Origin of the sequence: Bacteroides caecimuris (assembly GCF_001688725.2) — a bacterium.
GTDB lineage: Bacteria > Bacteroidota > Bacteroidia > Bacteroidales > Bacteroidaceae > Bacteroides > Bacteroides caecimuris.
Genome location: NZ_CP015401.2, coordinates 1,897,107 through 1,915,942 on the forward strand (window position 1 = coordinate 1,897,107; position 18,836 = coordinate 1,915,942).

At 52.5% G+C, this 18,836-nt stretch carries 18 protein-coding genes, 1 pseudogene and 1 riboswitch; of the genes and pseudogenes, 15 read left to right on the forward strand and 4 right to left on the reverse strand.

The window, feature by feature from the left end; all coding sequences use genetic code 11:
• Window positions 1-34: 34 nt before the first annotated feature.
• The 15 genes from A4V03_RS08090 (at window position 35) to A4V03_RS08160 (ending at window position 15,964) form a co-directional block, all read left to right on the forward strand.
• Window positions 35-793 carry a DUF4099 domain-containing protein gene (locus tag A4V03_RS08090; protein WP_004320528.1) on the forward strand — a complete coding sequence of 253 codons (759 nt, stop codon included), beginning with the start codon at window positions 35-37 and terminating at the stop codon, window positions 791-793.
• Window positions 794-811: 18 nt separating this feature from the next.
• The gene (locus tag A4V03_RS08095; RefSeq protein ID WP_004320530.1) at window positions 812-1,036 is read left to right on the forward strand and encodes a hypothetical protein; all 225 of its coding nucleotides are present in this window, start codon (window positions 812-814) and stop codon (window positions 1,034-1,036) included.
• Window positions 1,037-1,052: 16 nt separating this feature from the next.
• Entirely contained in the window at window positions 1,053-2,630 is a 1,578-nt protein-coding gene (locus A4V03_RS08100) for a hypothetical protein (RefSeq protein ID WP_004320531.1), read from the forward strand.
• Window positions 2,631-2,633: 3 nt separating this feature from the next.
• Window positions 2,634-4,022, forward strand: coding sequence for a toprim domain-containing protein (locus tag A4V03_RS08105; RefSeq protein ID WP_004320533.1), 1,389 nt, complete (start codon window positions 2,634-2,636; stop codon window positions 4,020-4,022).
• Window positions 4,019-4,516: a PH domain-containing protein gene (locus A4V03_RS08110; protein WP_004320535.1), complete on the forward strand. Its 498-nt coding sequence runs from the start codon at window positions 4,019-4,021 to the stop codon at window positions 4,514-4,516. The genes A4V03_RS08105 and A4V03_RS08110 overlap by 4 nt, the downstream gene beginning before the upstream one ends.
• A complete protein-coding gene (locus tag A4V03_RS08115; protein WP_004320537.1) occupies window positions 4,497-5,186 on the forward strand; it encodes a hypothetical protein in 690 nt (229 codons plus the stop codon). The genes A4V03_RS08110 and A4V03_RS08115 overlap by 20 nt, the downstream gene beginning before the upstream one ends.
• 13 nt (window positions 5,187-5,199) lie before the next feature.
• Entirely contained in the window at window positions 5,200-5,883 is a 684-nt protein-coding gene (locus A4V03_RS08120; RefSeq protein WP_004320540.1) for a hypothetical protein, read from the forward strand.
• Window positions 5,884-5,896: 13 nt separating this feature from the next.
• A complete protein-coding gene (locus tag A4V03_RS08125) occupies window positions 5,897-6,562 on the forward strand; it encodes a hypothetical protein (RefSeq protein WP_004320541.1) in 666 nt (221 codons plus the stop codon).
• A 25-nt stretch (window positions 6,563-6,587) separates the two neighbouring features.
• Window positions 6,588-7,418 carry a M23 family metallopeptidase gene (locus tag A4V03_RS08130; RefSeq protein ID WP_004320543.1) on the forward strand — a complete coding sequence of 277 codons (831 nt, stop codon included), beginning with the start codon at window positions 6,588-6,590 and terminating at the stop codon, window positions 7,416-7,418.
• Window positions 7,419-7,441: 23 nt separating this feature from the next.
• Entirely contained in the window at window positions 7,442-7,723 is a 282-nt protein-coding gene (locus A4V03_RS08135; RefSeq protein WP_004301295.1) for a hypothetical protein, read from the forward strand.
• 8 nt (window positions 7,724-7,731) lie between these two features.
• Window positions 7,732-9,531 carry a hypothetical protein gene (locus A4V03_RS08140; RefSeq protein WP_004320545.1) on the forward strand — a complete coding sequence of 600 codons (1,800 nt, stop codon included), beginning with the start codon at window positions 7,732-7,734 and terminating at the stop codon, window positions 9,529-9,531.
• Between the two features lie 27 nt (window positions 9,532-9,558).
• Window positions 9,559-11,820 carry a MutS N-terminal domain-containing protein gene (locus A4V03_RS08145; RefSeq protein ID WP_004320548.1) on the forward strand — a complete coding sequence of 754 codons (2,262 nt, stop codon included), beginning with the start codon at window positions 9,559-9,561 and terminating at the stop codon, window positions 11,818-11,820.
• 12 nt (window positions 11,821-11,832) lie between these two features.
• A complete protein-coding gene (locus A4V03_RS08150; RefSeq protein ID WP_004320549.1) occupies window positions 11,833-13,389 on the forward strand; it encodes a glucosaminidase domain-containing protein in 1,557 nt (518 codons plus the stop codon).
• Between the two features lie 272 nt (window positions 13,390-13,661).
• Window positions 13,662-14,270 carry a hypothetical protein gene (locus tag A4V03_RS08155; protein WP_004320554.1) on the forward strand — a complete coding sequence of 203 codons (609 nt, stop codon included), beginning with the start codon at window positions 13,662-13,664 and terminating at the stop codon, window positions 14,268-14,270.
• Between the two features lie 5 nt (window positions 14,271-14,275).
• Window positions 14,276-15,964 (forward strand): zincin-like metallopeptidase domain-containing protein, encoded by a 1,689-nt coding sequence (locus tag A4V03_RS08160; protein WP_005680013.1) that lies wholly within the window; start codon window positions 14,276-14,278, stop codon window positions 15,962-15,964.
• A 52-nt stretch (window positions 15,965-16,016) separates the two neighbouring features.
• Here A4V03_RS08160 and A4V03_RS08165 read toward each other — a convergent pair whose 3' ends face one another.
• The 4 genes and pseudogenes from A4V03_RS08165 to A4V03_RS08180 form a co-directional block, all read right to left on the reverse strand.
• Window positions 16,017-16,391: a hypothetical protein gene (locus A4V03_RS08165; protein ID WP_004320558.1), complete on the reverse strand. Its 375-nt coding sequence runs from the start codon at window positions 16,389-16,391 to the stop codon at window positions 16,017-16,019.
• Window positions 16,392-16,405: 14 nt separating this feature from the next.
• Window positions 16,406-16,660, reverse strand: a complete 255-nt coding sequence (locus A4V03_RS08170) for a hypothetical protein (RefSeq protein ID WP_004320560.1) — start codon at window positions 16,658-16,660, stop codon at window positions 16,406-16,408.
• The gene (locus A4V03_RS08175) at window positions 16,657-17,124 is read right to left on the reverse strand and encodes a hypothetical protein (RefSeq protein WP_004320562.1); all 468 of its coding nucleotides are present in this window, start codon (window positions 17,122-17,124) and stop codon (window positions 16,657-16,659) included. Before A4V03_RS08175 ends, A4V03_RS08170 begins: the two co-directional genes overlap by 4 nt.
• A gap of 426 nt (window positions 17,125-17,550) precedes the next feature.
• A pseudogene (locus A4V03_RS08180) lies at window positions 17,551-18,032 on the reverse strand (hypothetical protein).
• 515 nt (window positions 18,033-18,547) lie between these two features.
• A riboswitch (cobalamin riboswitch) is annotated at window positions 18,548-18,739 on the forward strand.
• Window positions 18,740-18,836: the final 97 nt, after the last annotated feature.

The window sequence follows — 18,836 nt, forward strand, 5'->3', positions numbered from 1 at the left end:
TTTGTATAGTACAATTTTATAATATGAATATAGTATGAAAAAAGTTCAGATTGAATTTGATGAATTACCCTTTTCGACACTGGAACGATTCGGTCTTACAAGGGAAATGATCGAGGACTTGCCGATGCGTGTGTTGGAAGACATCTGCAACGGCCGGCATTCTCCCGTGCTTCCCGTGCGTGTCACTGACGAGCATGGCGGGCAAATCGAGAGCCGCAGCCGCTTTGCCTTTATCCGCATGGACGACGGTCAGGTGGATGTGGTGTTCTATCCGGCACTGAAATCCTCTCCACTGGAGCGGTATGACGAAGCACAGCAGAAACAGTTGCTCGACGGCAAGGCGATTGTCGCCGATGTGGAAATGTCGGACGGACGGAGCAGCAAGGCTTTCGTACAGATTGACGCCGAGACGAAACAGGTGATGTATGTCCCCACGCCCATCATCGCACGCAACCTGAAAGTGCTGGCCGAGGTCATGCGCCTCGGTACGGTGGAGGTAAACGGGATGCAGCACGGCGAGCCGCTGACGGTAGTCGTGGGCGGCGAGCCTGCCACAGTGGGCATCGACCTTCATGCCAAGACCGGCATCCGCATCTGTTCGGGCGACGCGCAGCAATGGCGCAACCAACCCAAGCGAGAGTGGGACAAATACACCTTCGGGTGCTACGGCTGCTGGGTCATGGACGATGACGGTAACCTTGACTACGTTTCGGAGGAAGACTACACCGAAGAGCTGTGGAACGAACAGAAGAAGAGCGGCGAGCGCAATCGTGCGACAGCTCTCCATAAGTAAAACATCAATCCGTACATTATGGCACAGAACGAATATTATCCCGAAGACGTACTTGTCGGGAAGATGCAGAGCGGCGAATACGGCTGGCTCGATTACGTCAATCATTTCTCCGCCGACTGGCAGGAGGAATACGCCCGTTACTGCGAGGAAAAAGGGCTTGCAGTCGGCAACGAATCCGCCGCCGAGTTCGTCCGCTTCAAGGACGAACAGTTGGAGGCAGCAATGGAAAGCGGAGACGCATAACGAAAACAATCAGACTATGGCGATACGAACGAATACCAATCCCCGGCAGATGGACTTGCAGCCCGAAATGCGCGATATGCTGATGCGCAACGGGCTTCAAGCCCATGTTGCACTTGACGATGCAGGGTATCGGCTGATCGTGCAGGGACATGACTCGCCCCTGCTGGTCTATCCGATCACCGAACGTCAGATGTTGGCACTCACGGACTGGGGAACGAACACTGCCAACAAGAAGGCCTACAACGTGCTGACGAGCATCGTGGGCAAGGACTTCTATATGCCCAAGAACTTCGTCCATGCCCGCAATGCCAACGGTCGTGTGGCTATGGGGCTGCACGGCTACCGCATCGTCATCGGCGAGTACGGGCGCATGGGGCGTATGGGAATGCCCCCGCCGTTCCTTGGCTGGACACCTCGCAACCAGTTGGGCTTCCACCTTCGCAGGGTCGGCGGCCAACTGTTCTTTCCGGGGCCGTCCATCGTACCCGAACGCCCCGACGGGCGCATGAAGCCCGGCGAACTGCAATCAGGCGGTTACGGCTTCTATTACAAGGGGCATCAACAGGAGCAGCCCGTACAGCAACGGGATGTGCTGCAGGACTTGCAGGCGGCTATCACGCCGATGGTCAGCCGTCCACGCAGCAAGGAACCGGCACGGCCGTACAAGGAGCTTATAGCCTCTCCGGTCTATTTCTCCAACGAGAAATGGGCGGAGTGCCTTGCCTCGCACGGTCTTGTCGTGGATGCGGAAAAGCAGACGCTGACCGTGCAGTCGGAAAGCGTCCAAGCCGATATGGTCTATGACCTGACGGAAGAGGAAGTGAGGACACTGGTTGCCGCACCCATCGAGGAGCAGCCCGTAGAGAAACGTCTGGAACTGCTGAACGGCATTATCGGGGCTGACTTTTCCGACAAAGTGACGATGGAGGCTCTCAACAGCGATCAACGCATCGCTATCGGTCTGCATCCCGAAGTACAGCAGGATTTGAAACAACGCCAACGGCAGGAGCAAGAGGCTTTTATGCCAGTGAAAACCTCGCTGCAACAGCAAGAGGAATCCGTACAGGGAAATATCGGTGCGGTAGTGGACGGGCGTGACCTCCAGTTTTTGAATGAAAACAAGGGATGGTATCGGGAAGAGAAACACGGGCGGGAAGTCGAAGTGAGCCAGATAGCCGTTCAACCGGCACAGACCGAGGGGAAATACAGGATGACCGCCGTTATCGACGGTCAGGCTATCAGCCATGAGATAACCCAACGGGACTACGACAAGTTCCTTGCTGTGGATGACTATCACCGGATGAAGCTCTTTTCCAAGATTTTCAGCGAAGTGGACATGAAAACACGCCCGGAAGCACAGCGGGGTCTCGGCACGAAAATCTTTGCCGCCCTCACCGCAGGTACGGTAGTCGCGGCGGGTGTCGCACACGGCATCCACCATCACTGCCATGCCCCGGAGTTCTACGGCGAGTGTTTCGGCGGTCCGCCACGCCCGTACTTCAAGCCGGGTGTCGATACGCCGAGGGATGTGGCCATCCGTTGTTTCGAGGCAGAGATGAACCGTGAAATCAATGATATGAGAATGGGGAGGTAAACCATGAGAGAGGGCGAACTGACTTATGACGATTTTCTGCGCAGGCTGAACATTCAGGACGTGCTTATCGACGCGGGCTATCACCTGAACCGGCGTGACGGCCTGCGCTATCCCTCGTATGTCCGGTTGGACAGCGAGGGGCGGCGCATCCGCAACGACAAATTCATTGTCACGCAGCAAGGGAAATGTTGTTTCAAACCGCAACAGCAGAAGTCGTATAACATCATTTCCTTTATCAAGGAGCATCCGCATTTTTTCGCGGAATACCATGCCGGTGTGTCTCCCGACCGACTGGTAAACCTTGTCTGCAACCGGTTGCTGAACCATCCCGTCGCTGACCGGGATACCCGGATTATCCAGCCTAAACGGGATGTGAAGCCGTTTGACATGGCGGATTACGACATTCACCAGTTCAATCCGCAGGATCGGGCGACACAAAAGAAGTTCTATCCGTTCTTCAAGCATCGGGGCATCGACCTTTACACGCAATACGCCTTCCACCGGAACTTTTGTCTGGCGACGAAACACCGTGAGGACGGCATGAAATACACCAACCTCGCCTTTCCGCTGACCGTTCCGAAAGATACGGGACAGGTTGTCGGTCTGGAAGAGCGAGGGCGCCCTCGCATGGATGGCAGCGGCAGTTATAAAGGGAAGGCGGAAGGGAGCAATTCGAGCCAAGGGCTATGGATTGCCAGCCCAGCCAAAACTACGCTTACCGAAGCCAAGCATATCTACTGGTTCGAGAGTGCATACGACGCGATGGCCTATTACCAGCTTCATCAGGCCAACGACAAGGATTTGCGGAAAGCGGTCTTCATATCTACCGGCGGTAACCCGACGGTGGAACAGATGCGGGGTGTCCTCACGCTCTCGCTTCCTGCCAAGCAACACATCTGTTTCGATACCGACCTTGCGGGAATCGAGTTTGCCAAGAACCTGCAACAGGAGATGTACCGGGCTGTCCGTTCCACCATCGAGGAGACACCGGAGCGGAAGCCTTATCTGGATTCCGTCGCTGACGGCAAGAACCTCGATGAAGGAGACATAGACCTGCTGCCCGACGCTTTGCGGTCGAGCTACGGGAAATATGAATCCGCATGGGAAGAAGCCATGTCGATGCGTTCGAGCGGCCTGTGCCATCCGGACGACATACGGGAACAGACGGATATCATGAACGGAAATTACAAGGAGTTCCGTGAAGGATTGCGGGAGTTCCTCGGTCTGGACAAGGCGAATGACGCCTCTTTTGTCCGTGAACAGCCTACCTATCCCAACAAGGACTGGAACGAACAGCTTTTGGCCGGGCAGAAACAGGAAGAGACGGTCGATGAGACACAGGCGAGAGAACAGTCACCGGAAGAGGAACAACAAACACACTTTCGCCGATGATGACCGATGCACCCACAGGACATTTCCAAAGCATCGTGCTGCAACCGCACGCCGGACAGTTCGTCATCGACGAGCTGCCCGCAATCGTATTGTGCTGTGCAGCATGGGTGTACGGTGGCATGGAGGGACTGCCTCTGACAGCTCTTGCCGTATCGGTTGCCGCATTGCTTTCTTTGGCATTGCTGTACCGTTTCATCTATCTGCGCCGGACACGCTACCACATCGGTAGCGAGCAGCTTATCAGCAGGCATGGGGTGCTGTCCCGGAAGACGGACTACATGGAACAATATCGTATCGTGGACTTTGTGGAACACCAAAGCCTCATGCAGCAGCTTTGCGGCCTAAAGACGGTACGCATCTTCTCGATGGACAGGAATACACCCCGGCTTGATTTGGTAGGCATCAGACACAACTTCGATGTGGTAACGCTTATCCGGGAACGGGTCGAGTATAACAAACGAAAAAAGGGAATATATGAAATCACGAATCATTAGTCTGGTCATTTTTGCCCTCTGCCTGATGCCACACTGGGCAAAAGCCCAAATCACGGCGTCCAATCCGTTGGAATGGATGGCGTTGGCCGAGGGCAACGAGGTTATCAATGACCAAATAGAGAAACAGATAAATGGTCAGACGAAGACAGCTATGCTGCAGAACAGCATCGCCGCCGAGTTTAACCGCATCCACAAATGGGAGAAGCAGTACAACAGTTATCTCAAGACGGTAAGCGGCTACGCTTCATCGCTGAAAGCCTGCACCCATCTCTACAACGACGGCGTGAGAATCTTTCTCACGTTAGGGAAATTGGGCAACGCCATCCGAAACAACCCGCAGGGCATCATCGCCTCCATGAGCATGAACAATCTGTATATCGAGACGGCAACGGAACTGGTATCGGTCTTCACGCTCCTGAATGACGCAGTGGCCAAGGGCGGCAAAGAGAATATGCTCACGGGTGCGGAACGCAGCAAGACCTTGTGGGCGTTGAACGACAAACTTTCGGTTTTCAGCCGGAAGCTGCACCTGCTCTACCTGAGCATACGGTACTATACCCTCAATGACGTGTGGAACAACGTGACGGCCGGGATGCTCGACCGCAACAACGGAGAGGCGGCACGGATGGCCATGTCCCGTTGGCGCAGGGCTGCCGTCCTTGCACGATAAAATCAGGTGAATGATGAAACGGACGATTTGGATAGGCATCTTATTGCTGTGCATCGGTATCGGCAAGGTTCGGGCACAGAACGACCCCGTGCTTGCCGGGATGATCCTGCTCTATACCGACAAGGCGGAAAAGGAGCTGAAGAACCAGGAGAAGGTCATGCTGATACAGACCACCGGACACCTGTGGACGAAAGAGGAAGTGAAAGCCACGACCGACCTGCAACGGGAGTTCAACAACTATTTGGACTCTTTCCGGTCGATAATCTGCTACGCAGCGCAGATATACGGTTTTTACCACGAAATATCAAGGCTGACGGACAATATGGGAGACTTTACCAGACAGGTAAGCCGCAATAGTCCCAACGCGCTGGCCGTTGCTCTCTCCACGCAACGGAACCGCATTTACCGGGAACTGATTATGAACAGCGTGGAGATTGTGAATGACATCCGCATGGCGTGCCTGTCAGACAACAAAATGACGGAGAAGGAGCGCATGGAAATCGTATTTGGCATCCGTCCGAAGCTCAAGATGATGAACAAGAAACTGCAACGGCTGACCAAGGCGGTGAAATACACGACGATGGGCGACATCTGGCGTGAAATCGACGAGGGGGCACGCCCGGCAGCCGACAAACGGGATATCGTGGAAGCCGCCAAAAGACGCTGGCGGCAGATAGGAAGAAATGTAAGACCTTAAAAACAGACAACGTATGGGCGTTTGGAGTACACTATTGAAATATGGCGGCAAGGCCATGAAAGGTGTCGGTACGGCTACAGCGACTACCGGCAAAAGTATGGGTAAGGCAGTGCTGCACCCTTCGCAGACCTTGCGTGGCGCGGGTCAGGCCGTCAAGACGGCGACCATCGGCGGTGCGGTCGGTTATGTGGGCTGGGAGAAGCTGACCACCGACAAAAGCGTGGTGCGTATCGTGAGCGATGCGGTCATCGGCGAACCGGCAACGAATACCCTCGCGGAGACGGCGGACGGAGTGCGTGAACTGACGGGCAAGGCCGGGGAAGCCGTCAGTTCGGTCAGCGGTGCGGTAACCGGCATCGACAACAAGCTGAACGGTGTGTCGAACTTTTTGCGCCAAGCCTCCGGTGGCGGAGGCCTTGATATGTTCGGCAACTTTTTCCGTAACCTCGGCAGCGGCAACGTGTCGGGGCTGAGTATTGCCGGGCTGGTTGCGGCGGCGTTCCTCATATTCGGACGCTTCGGCTGGCTGGGCAAGATTGCCGGCGCATTCCTCGGCATGATGCTCATCGGCAACAATGCGGGTGTCTTCCGAACGCCGGAGACAGAAAACGTGCAGCGCACCCGGACGCCCGAACTTCCGGCAGAGGAACAGACGCATGGCGGAGGGATGAGAAGATAGGGATATGAATCAATAGGTAAACAGCATGAAATATACAGAAGAAATGATCCTGCAATCCGATAGCGGTTATTGTATGCCTTTCGAGGAACAGCAGGGCAAAGACGTGGAGCTGTCGCTCGGCTACGGCGAACAGACCGACCCGGCGACGGGCGAGAAATTCTTTCATCACGGCATTGACTTCAACGTGCGGTGCTATATGCTTTCTGCCCTCGCCAGCGGCATTGTGTCGGGCGTGGGCAACGATTCCGGACACGGCATCTGCCAGACCATCCGCTACGGGGAGTATGAGGTGACATACGGAAATCTGTCCAATGTCTTCGCTCAATTCGGACAGCGTGTAAAGGCCGGACAGACGGTAGCTTTGAGCGGTGACAAACTGCACATGACCGTCCGCTTCAAGGGCGAGGAACTGAACCCGCTGGAGTTCCTGACGATGCTGTACGGGAACATACAGGCAATGCGTCAGGCCGGCGGACACGAGACAGACTATTTATCCGGCTTGGAGATGGAACTGAAAACCGATTATGAACGGGACAAAAGGGAGATAGAGGAACTGATGCTGCACTTCCTGCCGCACTATATGGAGGATTTGCGGCATGGAGCATACACCTTGCCCCGGAATACGGAGCAGTCGCTACGCCACATCTTCACGGTGGGCGCGATGAAGGAGTATTTCTACGAGAATATGCCGAGCATGGCCAATCCGCTCGGACTGGGACACAAGGCCATGCCGCTGGCCTGCAAGGTGCAGAACCTCCTTATTGCGGATTTCCTGCATTACCTCGCCCTGCGGCATGATGTGTACCTCTCCACTGCGAGCAGCGACATAAAAAAAAACTCCATGACGAAGCCCTGACCTATGGCGGCATCATAGACCCGTTGGCGGAACTGGACATCGACATACAGAGCTTCGACATACCGAGGCTTGTCACGGTCTATCCCGACCGGGCGGGTGTGCGCTGGTGGACCAAGGCATGGTTCAACAATCGGGAAGAGGGCGAGACATCCGTCGAAATCGAACGGGAGCAGGCGATACGGTTCATGCAGGACAACATCGAAAAGGACGCATGGCTGGAAGAGTTCTTTCCCCGGCAGATGGAGGTTTACCACAACGCCATCGAGCAGACGAAAGAACAGCTATTGAAACAGATAAATATATAATACACAACATGGATGGAATCAGACATAGCCGGCAATTCGCGGAAATAGAACGTCTTGTGAGCGATTATTTCCATTGCCATCTCGCTCCCGTCATGTCGAAAACGCAGGCTTTCCTCACGAAGAAGCAGGGCGAGGAAATGAGGGAGTATTCCACCTCATTGGGCGGCATACTCAGCGCAATGGCGTCTGCGGCACAGCCGATGGGCGACCCGTACCAGGTACTCAAGGTTACGGGCGAATGGAACTCGAAGACGACGGAGGACTACATCGGAATGTGCAAGGCGGAGATTACCGGCTCCAAGGAGATACAGCAAGACCTCGCATACATGGCCGGGCAATGGCGCGATACCGTCGTGCGGGAAATCGGGCGTGAACGGTACAACGAACTGTCGGAACAATTGGGCGGTGACCTTGCCTACGCCTATATGGACTACCGGGTAGAGGAACTGATGATCGACCGGCTGGTCAAGGAGCGAATGCCGAAATCGTCAGCCGACTACATCATCCGCAAAGCCGCAGAATCAAGCTTGCTCGGACTTTCGCAGACCTTGAACCGCTCGCCGCTTGCTGAGGAAATCGAGGCACGGGGCGAAGCGGCCTACCGTCCGAAAGGATGGGAAAAAGGTGCGGGTCGGGTATTGGGCGCAACGGCGGATGCCGTCATGATGGGTGGCGCAGGTTCGTGGGCGACATTGGCAAAGTTTGTCGGGGCGGACGTGGCTATCTCGGCAGTCGCCTCACGCTTCGAGCCTGAAAAGTCGCCCAAGCTCTCTGTGGAGCAATGTATCAGCAAAGGTGTGTTCGGTAGCGAACGGAACGTGTTTACGGACTTCCGTAAGGAGGCTGCAACAGTACAGACGGGTGATAGTGCGCTTATTGTGGCGGCCAACGAGCAGTTGAAGAAAAAAATACCTGTGATGAACTTTAATTTTTTGGAGTGGATGCAGACACCAAAGTTTACCCCTTTCCAAATGTCCGAAAAGCCCGGACACCCTGAAAAGAAAAATGAACGTGCCGAACGGTACAAGGATGTGCCGCTCATCGTCGCTCCCGGACAGGAAGAAGCCTATTTGAAGCATTTGGAGAAATATAAGAATGCAACGGCTGTAAAATCCACAAAGGAATCAACACAGCCGGAAATGGAACAGAGGGAAAAAGTGGAGAAAGAGGAACGGCAGGTGGTTATTCCACATGAGGAAGAAAAGCAAGAGAGAGAGGCTGTGCAGACCAACACGAACGGATGGAGCGGATTGCTCGGTACATTGGGATTAGAGGGATTGGGCGATATCACGGGCAACCTCGGATATGTCATGGCCATGCTGCCCGACATCCTGCTGGGAGCTTTTACCGGCAAGACGCAATCGTTGCGCTTTGGGGACAACCTGTTGCCGATAGCGAGTATTGTGGCCGGTCTGTTCGTGCGTAACCCGCTGCTGAAGATGCTCCTTGTCGGTCTGGGCGGCGCGAACTTGCTGAACAAGGCTGGACACGAGGCGTTGGGGCGTCCCATGCCGTCCGCCGACGTGCATACGGAAAACCAGTACCGCCGTTATCCCGACGAACCGCTCAATTCCCGTATCGTAAACCCTGTACTGCAAGGCAGCACGCTCATCGCCACGATAGACCGTGTGCCTTGTACCATCCAGCTCACGCCGACCGTCGCGGAGGCTTACCGTGCAGGGGCATTGCCGCTGAACACGCTGGCGAACGCCGTGCTTGCCAAGAGCGACCAGTTGCGCCATATTGCCTCGCAGAATTACGACGACGGACAGCGGGAGACGATTGTGCGCACACGGGGCATCCAATAAATCCATGAACAATAAAAGCATGATGATATGAAAGAAAAGTCGCAAATCGAAAAAAAAGCCGAAGAAAAGCAGACGGAACTGCTGTCTGCCGCACTGGGCGGGGCATCGAACGCCGGCGGCCATTGGCTCAACGTATCGGGCAAGGGATTTCCCCGGCTCTATCCGCAAGGGGTCTCGGCCAGCCCGTTCAATGCCCTCTTTATGGCCTTGCATTCGGACAATAACGGATGCAAGACCAACCTGTTCACGCTTTACAGTGAAACCAAGGCACGGGGGGCTGCGGTACGGGAGCATGAGCAGGGCGTACCGTTCCTGTTCTATAACTGGAACAAGTATGTCAACCGGAACAATCCGAATGAAACCATCGACCGTACCGCCTATCTCCAATTGGACGAAGAGCAGAAGGCACAGTTCAAGGGTGTCCACAACCGAGAAATCCGCACGCTTTTCAATATCGACCAGACGACGTTGCCCTACGTGGACAAGCCGGCTTACGAGGATGCGGTAAAGCAGGACGGCAGTGTTCAGGAAAGAGGATATGCCGAGGCGGACAACCGCAGGTTGCGCACTCGGTTCAACGACTTTCTATTGAAGATGCGGGACAACCTCGTTCCCGTGCGCTCGGACGGTAGCGGAGTTCCTCATTACGAGACGGACAAAGATGCGGTCTATATGCCGCGCCAAAAGGATTTTGAGCATTACCACGATTATGTGCAGGAAGCCTTGCGGCAGATCGTGAGTGCCACAGGACATCAACAACGACTTGCCCGTGAAGGCATGGTCATGAAGAATGGTGTGGCTCCGTCAGAGGATGCGGTAAAATATGAAAGGTTGGTTGTGGAACTGGCTTCGGGTATCAAGATGTTGGAACTGGGACTGCCCGCGCGTTTGTCCGATGCAAGCCTGAAGACGGTGGATTACTGGTGTCGGGAGTTCAAGGAAAACCCGTGTATAATGGACGCTCTCGAAAGCGACGTGAACAATGCGCTTGATGTTATCCGAAAAGCGGAACGGGGCGAGAAAATTGAGTACGCCACCCTGCGAAACAGACGGCAGACCACGACCATGCAGGAACAGATGCCCAAGCATTACTTTGTGGCGAATGAAATCCGCCAGCACCCGGACAAGGCGGCGAAAAGCATCGTCCTCGTCATCGACCGGGAGGCGAAATCGGCGGATGTCATTTTGCCGGCAGGAGCTTCGACCGAGGCGAACAACGAGATTCCCGGCATGAACAAGGGGCGTATCGAACGGGCATTGCAGAAAGAGGGTATCGAGCAGGTGCGTTTCTATAATACTGACGGTGCATTGGGTTACAGACCCGATGACAGCTATTTCAATGAAAAAATGGTGACACTGGCCCGGTTAAGGAACTACACGTTGGAAAAGCTCTCCACGCTGGACGTGTCGGAAGCTGTCAGACGGGCGAATGAGGTCGGGTTCGATGCCGTGCAGATGATTCAGGATGACAAGAACCGTTGGGCACTCTATATCAAGCCGGAAAACAAGGAGGGGTACAGCGTCTATCCCGACAAGGAGGATGTGAACCGTTTTTTCTCCACGCTCAAGCAGGCGATGGACAACATCGACAAGGTACGGATGGAGCTGGCGCACAAGTATTATGCACTGGCGGAGGTCAAACCCGACCTGAAAGTGGATTTGTTCGGCAGCGATACGCCGGAGATTGACCTGAACCGTATTCAGCGTGTTGCCATCTTCAAGACCAGGCAGGATGGAATCCAGTGTGTGGCAACCATCGACGGACAAAAGCTGCAGCCCCGCAGCGTCACTCCACAGCAGTGGCAACGGATGTGGGTGGCGGAAGACCGTGACGGCTACAAGCGGCATTTGGCGGCTACGCTGTTTGCCGATGTGCTGCAAAAGGGACAATCCGTCGGGGAACAGAAAGCGGAAGAGCAGGTACGGCAACAGAATGAGGTGGTGGCGGAAAATCGGTCGGAAGAGACGAATGATGAAAATATGTCTCCGAAACGGCAGTTTTGGGACAACCTCAAGGAAAAGCATCCCGATGCCCTGTATCTGATTCGTGCAGGAGAAGTCTATCGGCTTTATAATGAGGATGCGGCAAAGGGAGCTGATATATTGGGGATTACGATGAAGAAATATCCGGAACGTGGATTTTCGGCTTTCGCAGAGTTCCCAAGGACGCAACTGGACAGCTATCTGCCCAAACTTGTCCGTGCTGGTGAGCGTGTCGCCATCAGTGAGATAGAGCTACAGGATAAACGGCAGGACGAGCAGGAAACACATAGGGGTATTCATAGATAAGGAGTGACGATTATGACCAAGAATCAGGAATATGCACTGCAATACGCAGATTATGCGATGGCACAGATGCGAAGGTATGGCATCCCGGCTTCCGTCACATTGGCGCAAGGCATACTGGAAAGCAGCAACGGACAGAGCCGTCTGGCAAGGAACGAGAACAACCATTTCGGCATCAAGGCAACTTCCTCGTGGATTGCCGAAGGCGGCAAATACGGAATCTACACCGATGATAAGCCGAATGAAAAGTTCTGCAGCTATGACAGCGTGGGTGATTCATACGAGCATCATTCCCGCTTTTTGAAGGAGAACAGCCGCTATGCCGGTTGCTTCAAACTCTCCCCGGACGATTACAAGGGCTGGGCACAAAGCATTGAGAAAGCCGGTTACGCCACAGGCGGCAAGTATGCCGAGAACCTGCAGAAAATCATTGAGCAGAACGGCTTGCAGAAGTATGACAGACAGGTGATGCAGGAGATGACGGCACAAGGCCGGCAGTTCGGGGTGGAACACAATCCGCTCCAGACTTCCGAGAGTGCGGAACATGGAACGGGGTATTCGTTCCCGGTGGAACGGGAGGAATTTCTGTTCATTACCTCTCCGTTCGGAACACGGCAAGACCCGTTGGACAGCACAAAGCAACAGATGCACAAGGGCGTGGATATCCGTTGCAAAGCCGACGCGGTACTGGCTACGGAGAGCGGCGGCAAGGTCGTGGCGGTAAACCAGAACAAGAATACACCCGGCGGCAAGTCGCTGACGGTGGAATATGCTCGGACGGACGGCAGCAAGGTACAATGTACCTATATGCACCTCAAGGAGATTTCCGTCAAGGTCGGCGATACGGTACAGGCAGGCGGACGGCTTGGCACATCGGGCAATACGGGGACACGGACGACCGGGGAACATCTGCATTTCGGTGTGAAGAATATCTATGCCGACGGGACGAAACGGGATATAGACCCTGCGGCGTATCTGGCTGAAATCGCACAGAAAGGACATATCAAATTGCAAATGCTGCACAACGGAAATGACCTGCTCGTCAAATACAAGGCGGCGGAAGATACCGTGCCTGAAAAGAACCTTTCGCCAGACGGATGGATGAAAAAACTCCTTTCGTCGGAGGATAGCGGTGTGGGAATATCGGGATGCAACGACCCGATTGTGGAGATGGCGATGACCGCTTTCGCCTCCCTGATGCTTTTAGCCACACAGATTGATAACCGGGAGGAAGAGGAACAGAAGACGGCGATATCCGCCGCGATGGATCTTCGTACCATCGACCTGAAGCCGTTGTTGCCGAATATGAAGAACTGCGACCTGACTATCGGCGAGAACGGCAAGGCCATTCTGAAAGCGGACAACGGGGAACTGCATGTCTCGCGGGAGCTGACCGCTTCCGAGCTGAACCGGTTGTCTGCCACGTTGAACAACGGTACACTCACGGAAGAGGCCAAACAGATGCGTGTAACCGGTATGCTGAATACGGTTATCCTGTCGGAAGCGGCCTCACAGAATTTTGAGCAGGGGATGACCCGGCAACAGGGACAAACGGAAAACCTGCGAAGATAAAGGCATGGCGATATGATAAAATGCGTGATGATACAGCTATGCAAGTGTCTGGCGGGAGTTTCCCTCCTTGCGTTGCACCTCCGGTTCTGCTACCTGCTGTTGGGATGGATCGGGACGCTCGTTGTCGTGGGCGTGCAATTAGCCATCGCCGGATGGATGGTCTGGGCGATGATACGCGCACCCGACTGACCGCACTCTACAACAGTTCAACATCAATCAACCCATGTATCACTTGTCCGGATGATCCATGTATCATTAAAGACAAAAAACAGATGATTAAATGTAATGTTACGGTATGCGGCGTTATCGGCCGCGATGCGTCGGTTCGCAAGAATAAAGAAGAGAAAGAATTTCTGGTGTTTCCGCTCCGGGTACAGATTCCGGCGACGGGTGGCGGGCACACTATCGAGGTGGATGTCCGCAAGGAGGGCTGTCAGGAGGAAGCCGCCGGTTATCGGAACGGCTCCCGTGTAGAAGTGAGGGGTACGATGTATCTCAAACGCCGGGGCGACAAGCTATATTTCAACCTGTTCGCCGATGAAATCTGCAATGCCGCTACGGATGATGCGGATTGCGTCAAGGGCGAGCTGGTGTTTCGTGGTAAGGTCGGCCAGAACATCGAGGAAAAAAGGGATAAGAAAGACCAGCCTTATACGGTGTTCTCGGCGTTTAGCGCAGAGAAGGTCGATGACGGCTTCGAGTACCAGTGGGTGCGCTTCTTCTGTTTCGGTAAGGAGCGCGAAGCGTGGTTGCAGCCGGGTGTAAAGGTGGATGCCAAAGGTGAAATGAACCTGTCGGCACACAACGGGAAAATCAACCTTTCCTGCAAGATGGAGGAACTGACGCAATATGTGGCGGATTCGTCTAACTATAATCAATAAGGGTTATGGCCGGTTACAGAAAGAAGAATGCCGACGGACCGAACAGCGAGGACAAGGCTCTTGACCTGTTCGCCGAAATGATGATCGAGAAAATCGAGGGCATTCAAAAGGACTGGAAAAAGCCTTGGTTTACGGAGGGTACGCTACAGTGGCCCCGCAACCTTCACGGGCGCGAGTACAACGGGATGAATGCTTTTATGCTGCTTTTGCACTGCGAGAAAGAAGGGTACAAGATTCCCCGTTTCTGCACGTTCGATTGTGTTCAGAAGCTCAATAAGCCCGGAAAGGATGGAGAGGAACTGCCGCGTGTCTCCGTGCTTCGTGGTGAAAAATCCTTTCCGGTCATGCTCACCACGTTCACTTGTATCCATAAGGAGACTAAGGAGAAAATCAAGTATGACGATTACAAGAAACTCTCCGATGACGAAAAGGAACAATACAATGTCTATCCGAAGATGCAGGTGTTCCGGGTCTTCAATGTCGCGCAAACTAACTTGCAGGAAGCGAGACCGGAGCTGTGGCAAAAACTGGAGCGAGAAAATTCGCGTCCGGCAATCGAGGAGGGCGAGCATTTCAGTTTTGCCCCAGTCGATACGATGATAAGGGATAACCTGTGGATTTGTCCGATTACGCCGAAATATCAGAATGACGCCTACTATTCCATCACGAAGAACGAAATCATCGTACCCGAAAAGGAGCAGTTCAAATCGGGAGAATCGTTCTACGGGACACTGTTCCACGAGATGACGCACTCCACCGGAGCGGAAAACGTACTTGACAGGTTCAAGCCGACTACTTTCGGTTCTCCTGAATATGCCCGTGAGGAACTGGTGGCAGAGTTAGGCAGCGCACTGGTCGCACAGCGTTACGGCATGACCAAGCATATCAAGGAGGACAGTTGCGCGTATCTTAAAGGTTGGCTTGATGAGCTGAAGGAATCGCCACAGTTCATCAAGACAACGCTTCTGGACGTGAAAAGGGCAACCTCGATGATTACCCAGAAGGTGGATAAGATAGCGCAAGAACTGGAACAAAATGTCGGCGAGAAGCAGGAAAACGGAGCGGCAGCAAAGGAGAATACATTTTATTCTTCTGTTGCGTATCTCCAATTTTCGGATGACACGAGGCAGCTTGACGAACTTCGGGAGAAAGGCGATTACGAGGGATTGCTGACGCTTGCCAAGGAGTATTACGACGGCAATGGCATCAACGAACAGCATACTTATTTATCGGCCACGAACAACAAGGGTGACAGCCTTATTGCCGAGGATGAGAATTTCGCTGTCGTGTACAACGGGAGTGTCGGGGGAACCTACGAGGTGATGTTGAAATTCACGGAGCAGGAAATCCGAGACCATATCCGGCGTTACGGTGTCGATATCGCCGGAGATACAATAAAAGGGGTTGCCAGGGAGATGGCGGCGGAACAGTTCTCCGCTTTGGCGTATCAAAAGATTCCGGCCTTCGAGATGCCGAACGGTGAAGTGCTATATGTCGAATATAACAAGGAATCCGATACGCTTGATGTCGGGCAACCCACCAATGCCGGGCTGGTCGCGCAGCATCGTTTCCCTTACGACCACAATGTCGGGCTGGATGCCAATCTGCAAGCCGTGAACGAGAAGCTGAACGAGCTGGAAGAGTATCGGGCAGAACTACAAGAGGCAGAATACGGCAGCGGTATGCGCCGGTAAGGATGGAAAGAAAAAGATGCGGAACTGGTTGGCTCCGCATCTTTTTTGCAGTTTATTTCCCCAACAAACCGTCTATCATAGACTGTAAATTTGCTATGTCGCAATACTGGTTACATCCCCCTCGGTAGTCCTTTCCATTTTGAGCTGTCCGTATCAGAAACGAATCGAGTTCAATTCTTACGCCGCTGCCCATTCGTGACAGACCGGAAGAGTGGCTGATGTAAACGAACTTGCCGTTGCGCTCAATGAAGCAGGAGGTGTCATAATGCCCTTTTGAATTGGAAGCCACCTTTGCACCAACGGCTGCGGCATATTTGGAAATCTCACGCACCAATGCTGTCTGGAAACTGCGGTACTCTTTTGAAACATAGTCTCCTGCATCTGCAAGTATAGCGTCCTGCCATTTGGTATAAAAATTCTGTGCCATATTGATATTTATTATTATTCGTTCCGCAAATAACTTTTCCATTTCTCGCCGTCAATGGTCAGTTTGCCCATTTCCCAATCGTATTCCACTTCCGGTATATTGGTATAAGGGAAATGAACGGTGTAGCCTATCTGTCCGTAAGAGCAATGCAGAGGGGTAACGCAAATCTCCCAACCGAAGTAAGATTGCGGCGTGCAGTATTTTCGCCAGTTGAAACGACCTGCGGCAATATTGCCGCAAAGTCGTTTGAGTATGTCGTTTGTTGTCATTCTGTACCTCCTTTGCTGAGTATGGTGAGTTGTTCGGGACGGTCTGGAAACCAATAAGCATCACTGTCGATATATACGCATCTATAGCCATTCCAAGGTTTTCTGAAAGCTAATACTTCTTTGGGGCCAAATACCACCCCGTAGTCGTTTGTAAACGCCACCATATCGCCTACAGCCAAATCACTGTCTGTTTCCATGACTTCGGACAACCGGCTGAAAAACTCCATGCCCTCGGCTTCACGCTCTTTCTTCCAGCGCATAAACTCCTCTTTGTGGCTTCTTGATGAGCCAATAGGTAATAACTCCGATGCCAAAACCTCTGTCTCGGAAGAGCTTGTTGAGATTAAGATGATGCTGTCACTATCCACTTTTTCGGGAGTTGAGATAATTCGACATTCTATATCATTATCGGCAGTGTGCCAAAAAAGGAGGTTGCCTTGCTTGATGAAATCGTACTTGCTCATTGTCTTTTGATTTATTGTTTTTTTTATTTCCCTTTTCTTGAAGCCTTTTGACTTCGCCCAAAGGGGTTGTTTTCATGTGCGTCACAAACGGGGGGATGCAAGAACGATGAGCAAGGAACCTGCAACGAAATTTTATGAAATACCGTCATCTCCGATTACGGAAAGTTGTCGTCAAATTTTATTTCAGGTAGCGATAGCGGTACTTGGGCAATGTTCGTCCACCGTACCTTTGCACACGAAAACAGACCTGCGGCGTATGTCGGGGCTGTGAAGGGATTATACCCTTAAAACAGGAATATACCGGCTGTGAAACCGGTGGCGGAAGCTCTGCAGAGCATATTTATAAAAGTAACCGGGGAGCCTGTGCAAAAAAGAGAGCAACCACCCACTTTTGAGGCGGGTGGTTGCCAATGTTTCGGACAAACATCAGAAGTGGTAATCAACAACTCCTCCGATGTAGAGTATCGTTCCCGGTTCAAGCCTACAAACAAACTCCATAAACGTAAAGGACTGTTCGGCAAAAGACTGCAGCCATCGCCATCCAAATAGAAATGATAGGCGACATCCAACGGATTTTCCACTGCCTGTTTGAGATAATAGGTCGAACCCCATTCCAACATATTATCTGCCGTAAGAGCATTCGCTCTTTTTTTGATATTGGCGACATACTCCTCTTTCCATTGCTCTATTCCACCATTATAGCGCATGGTGTCATCGGATATAAGCTCGAACATTCCTTTGGGCAAGGCATGATTGACCAAATTGGCAATATCCTCTTTACGGTCTTCCTCGTCTATTTCTGAACAATAGTCATAGAAGCTCCCGTCTCCTTGCTGGAGTGTGTCCTCATTCAGATAGTTTTCTTTGTCTATCGGCTCCGTTGAAATTTGAAAAATCCTGCTGTGCATAATTGTAAATTTTAGATTGTCAAATATTTTCTTTTTTTCCTTTTCTTGAAACTCTTTTGGCTTCTCGTCGGGGAATGATTTTTATGCAGGACTGACAGCGGGAAAAGGACGGATAAGGCAAGTAAACAGTGTACGGGATGAAACGGAATACCCAACCGCCCAATGTAAGAGCACAGTCAGGCTCGTCCGACTATGCCCTGCAACGAGGTGGGGAGTGAAAGTCAATCTTCGATTTGTGGAAGGCTGCCGTGAAGAATATCCGGGAACCGTTAGTGAAAGCGATACTTGACGACCAGACGCACGCTGTACCTTTGCATATAAAATCTCTCCGAAGAGAATTGCCGACGTGAGATGAAAAGAGACCATAATTGAGAAACGCTATTATTCATAAGGGGAAAAGACTATTCGTGGTTGTTATAAATGCTTGATTAACATGAAAATACAATTCGCGCCATAAAATAATCCTTTCTTGAAATAAAAATCACAGAAAAAGAAACAAGATTAAAAAATAACCATTAACTTTGCACCAGTCAAGTTTCCAATCGAAGCGTCGAACGGAATTAAAAGGGAATCCCGGTGAAAATCCGGAGCTGTACTCGCAGCTGTAAGTCCTATTAAAGTTTATCGCACTCTTTGCCACTGGTGAAAGCTGGGAAGGCGCGATAAGCGGGATGAGCCAGAAGACCTGCTTGATGAGATAGATTTAGTGACCACGGGATAATTGGCATTAGATTAAAATGAACAGAGGCTCGTCCACAGGCACCTATATTCTTTTTGATAACCGATTTCTCATTCGTTGCAAAT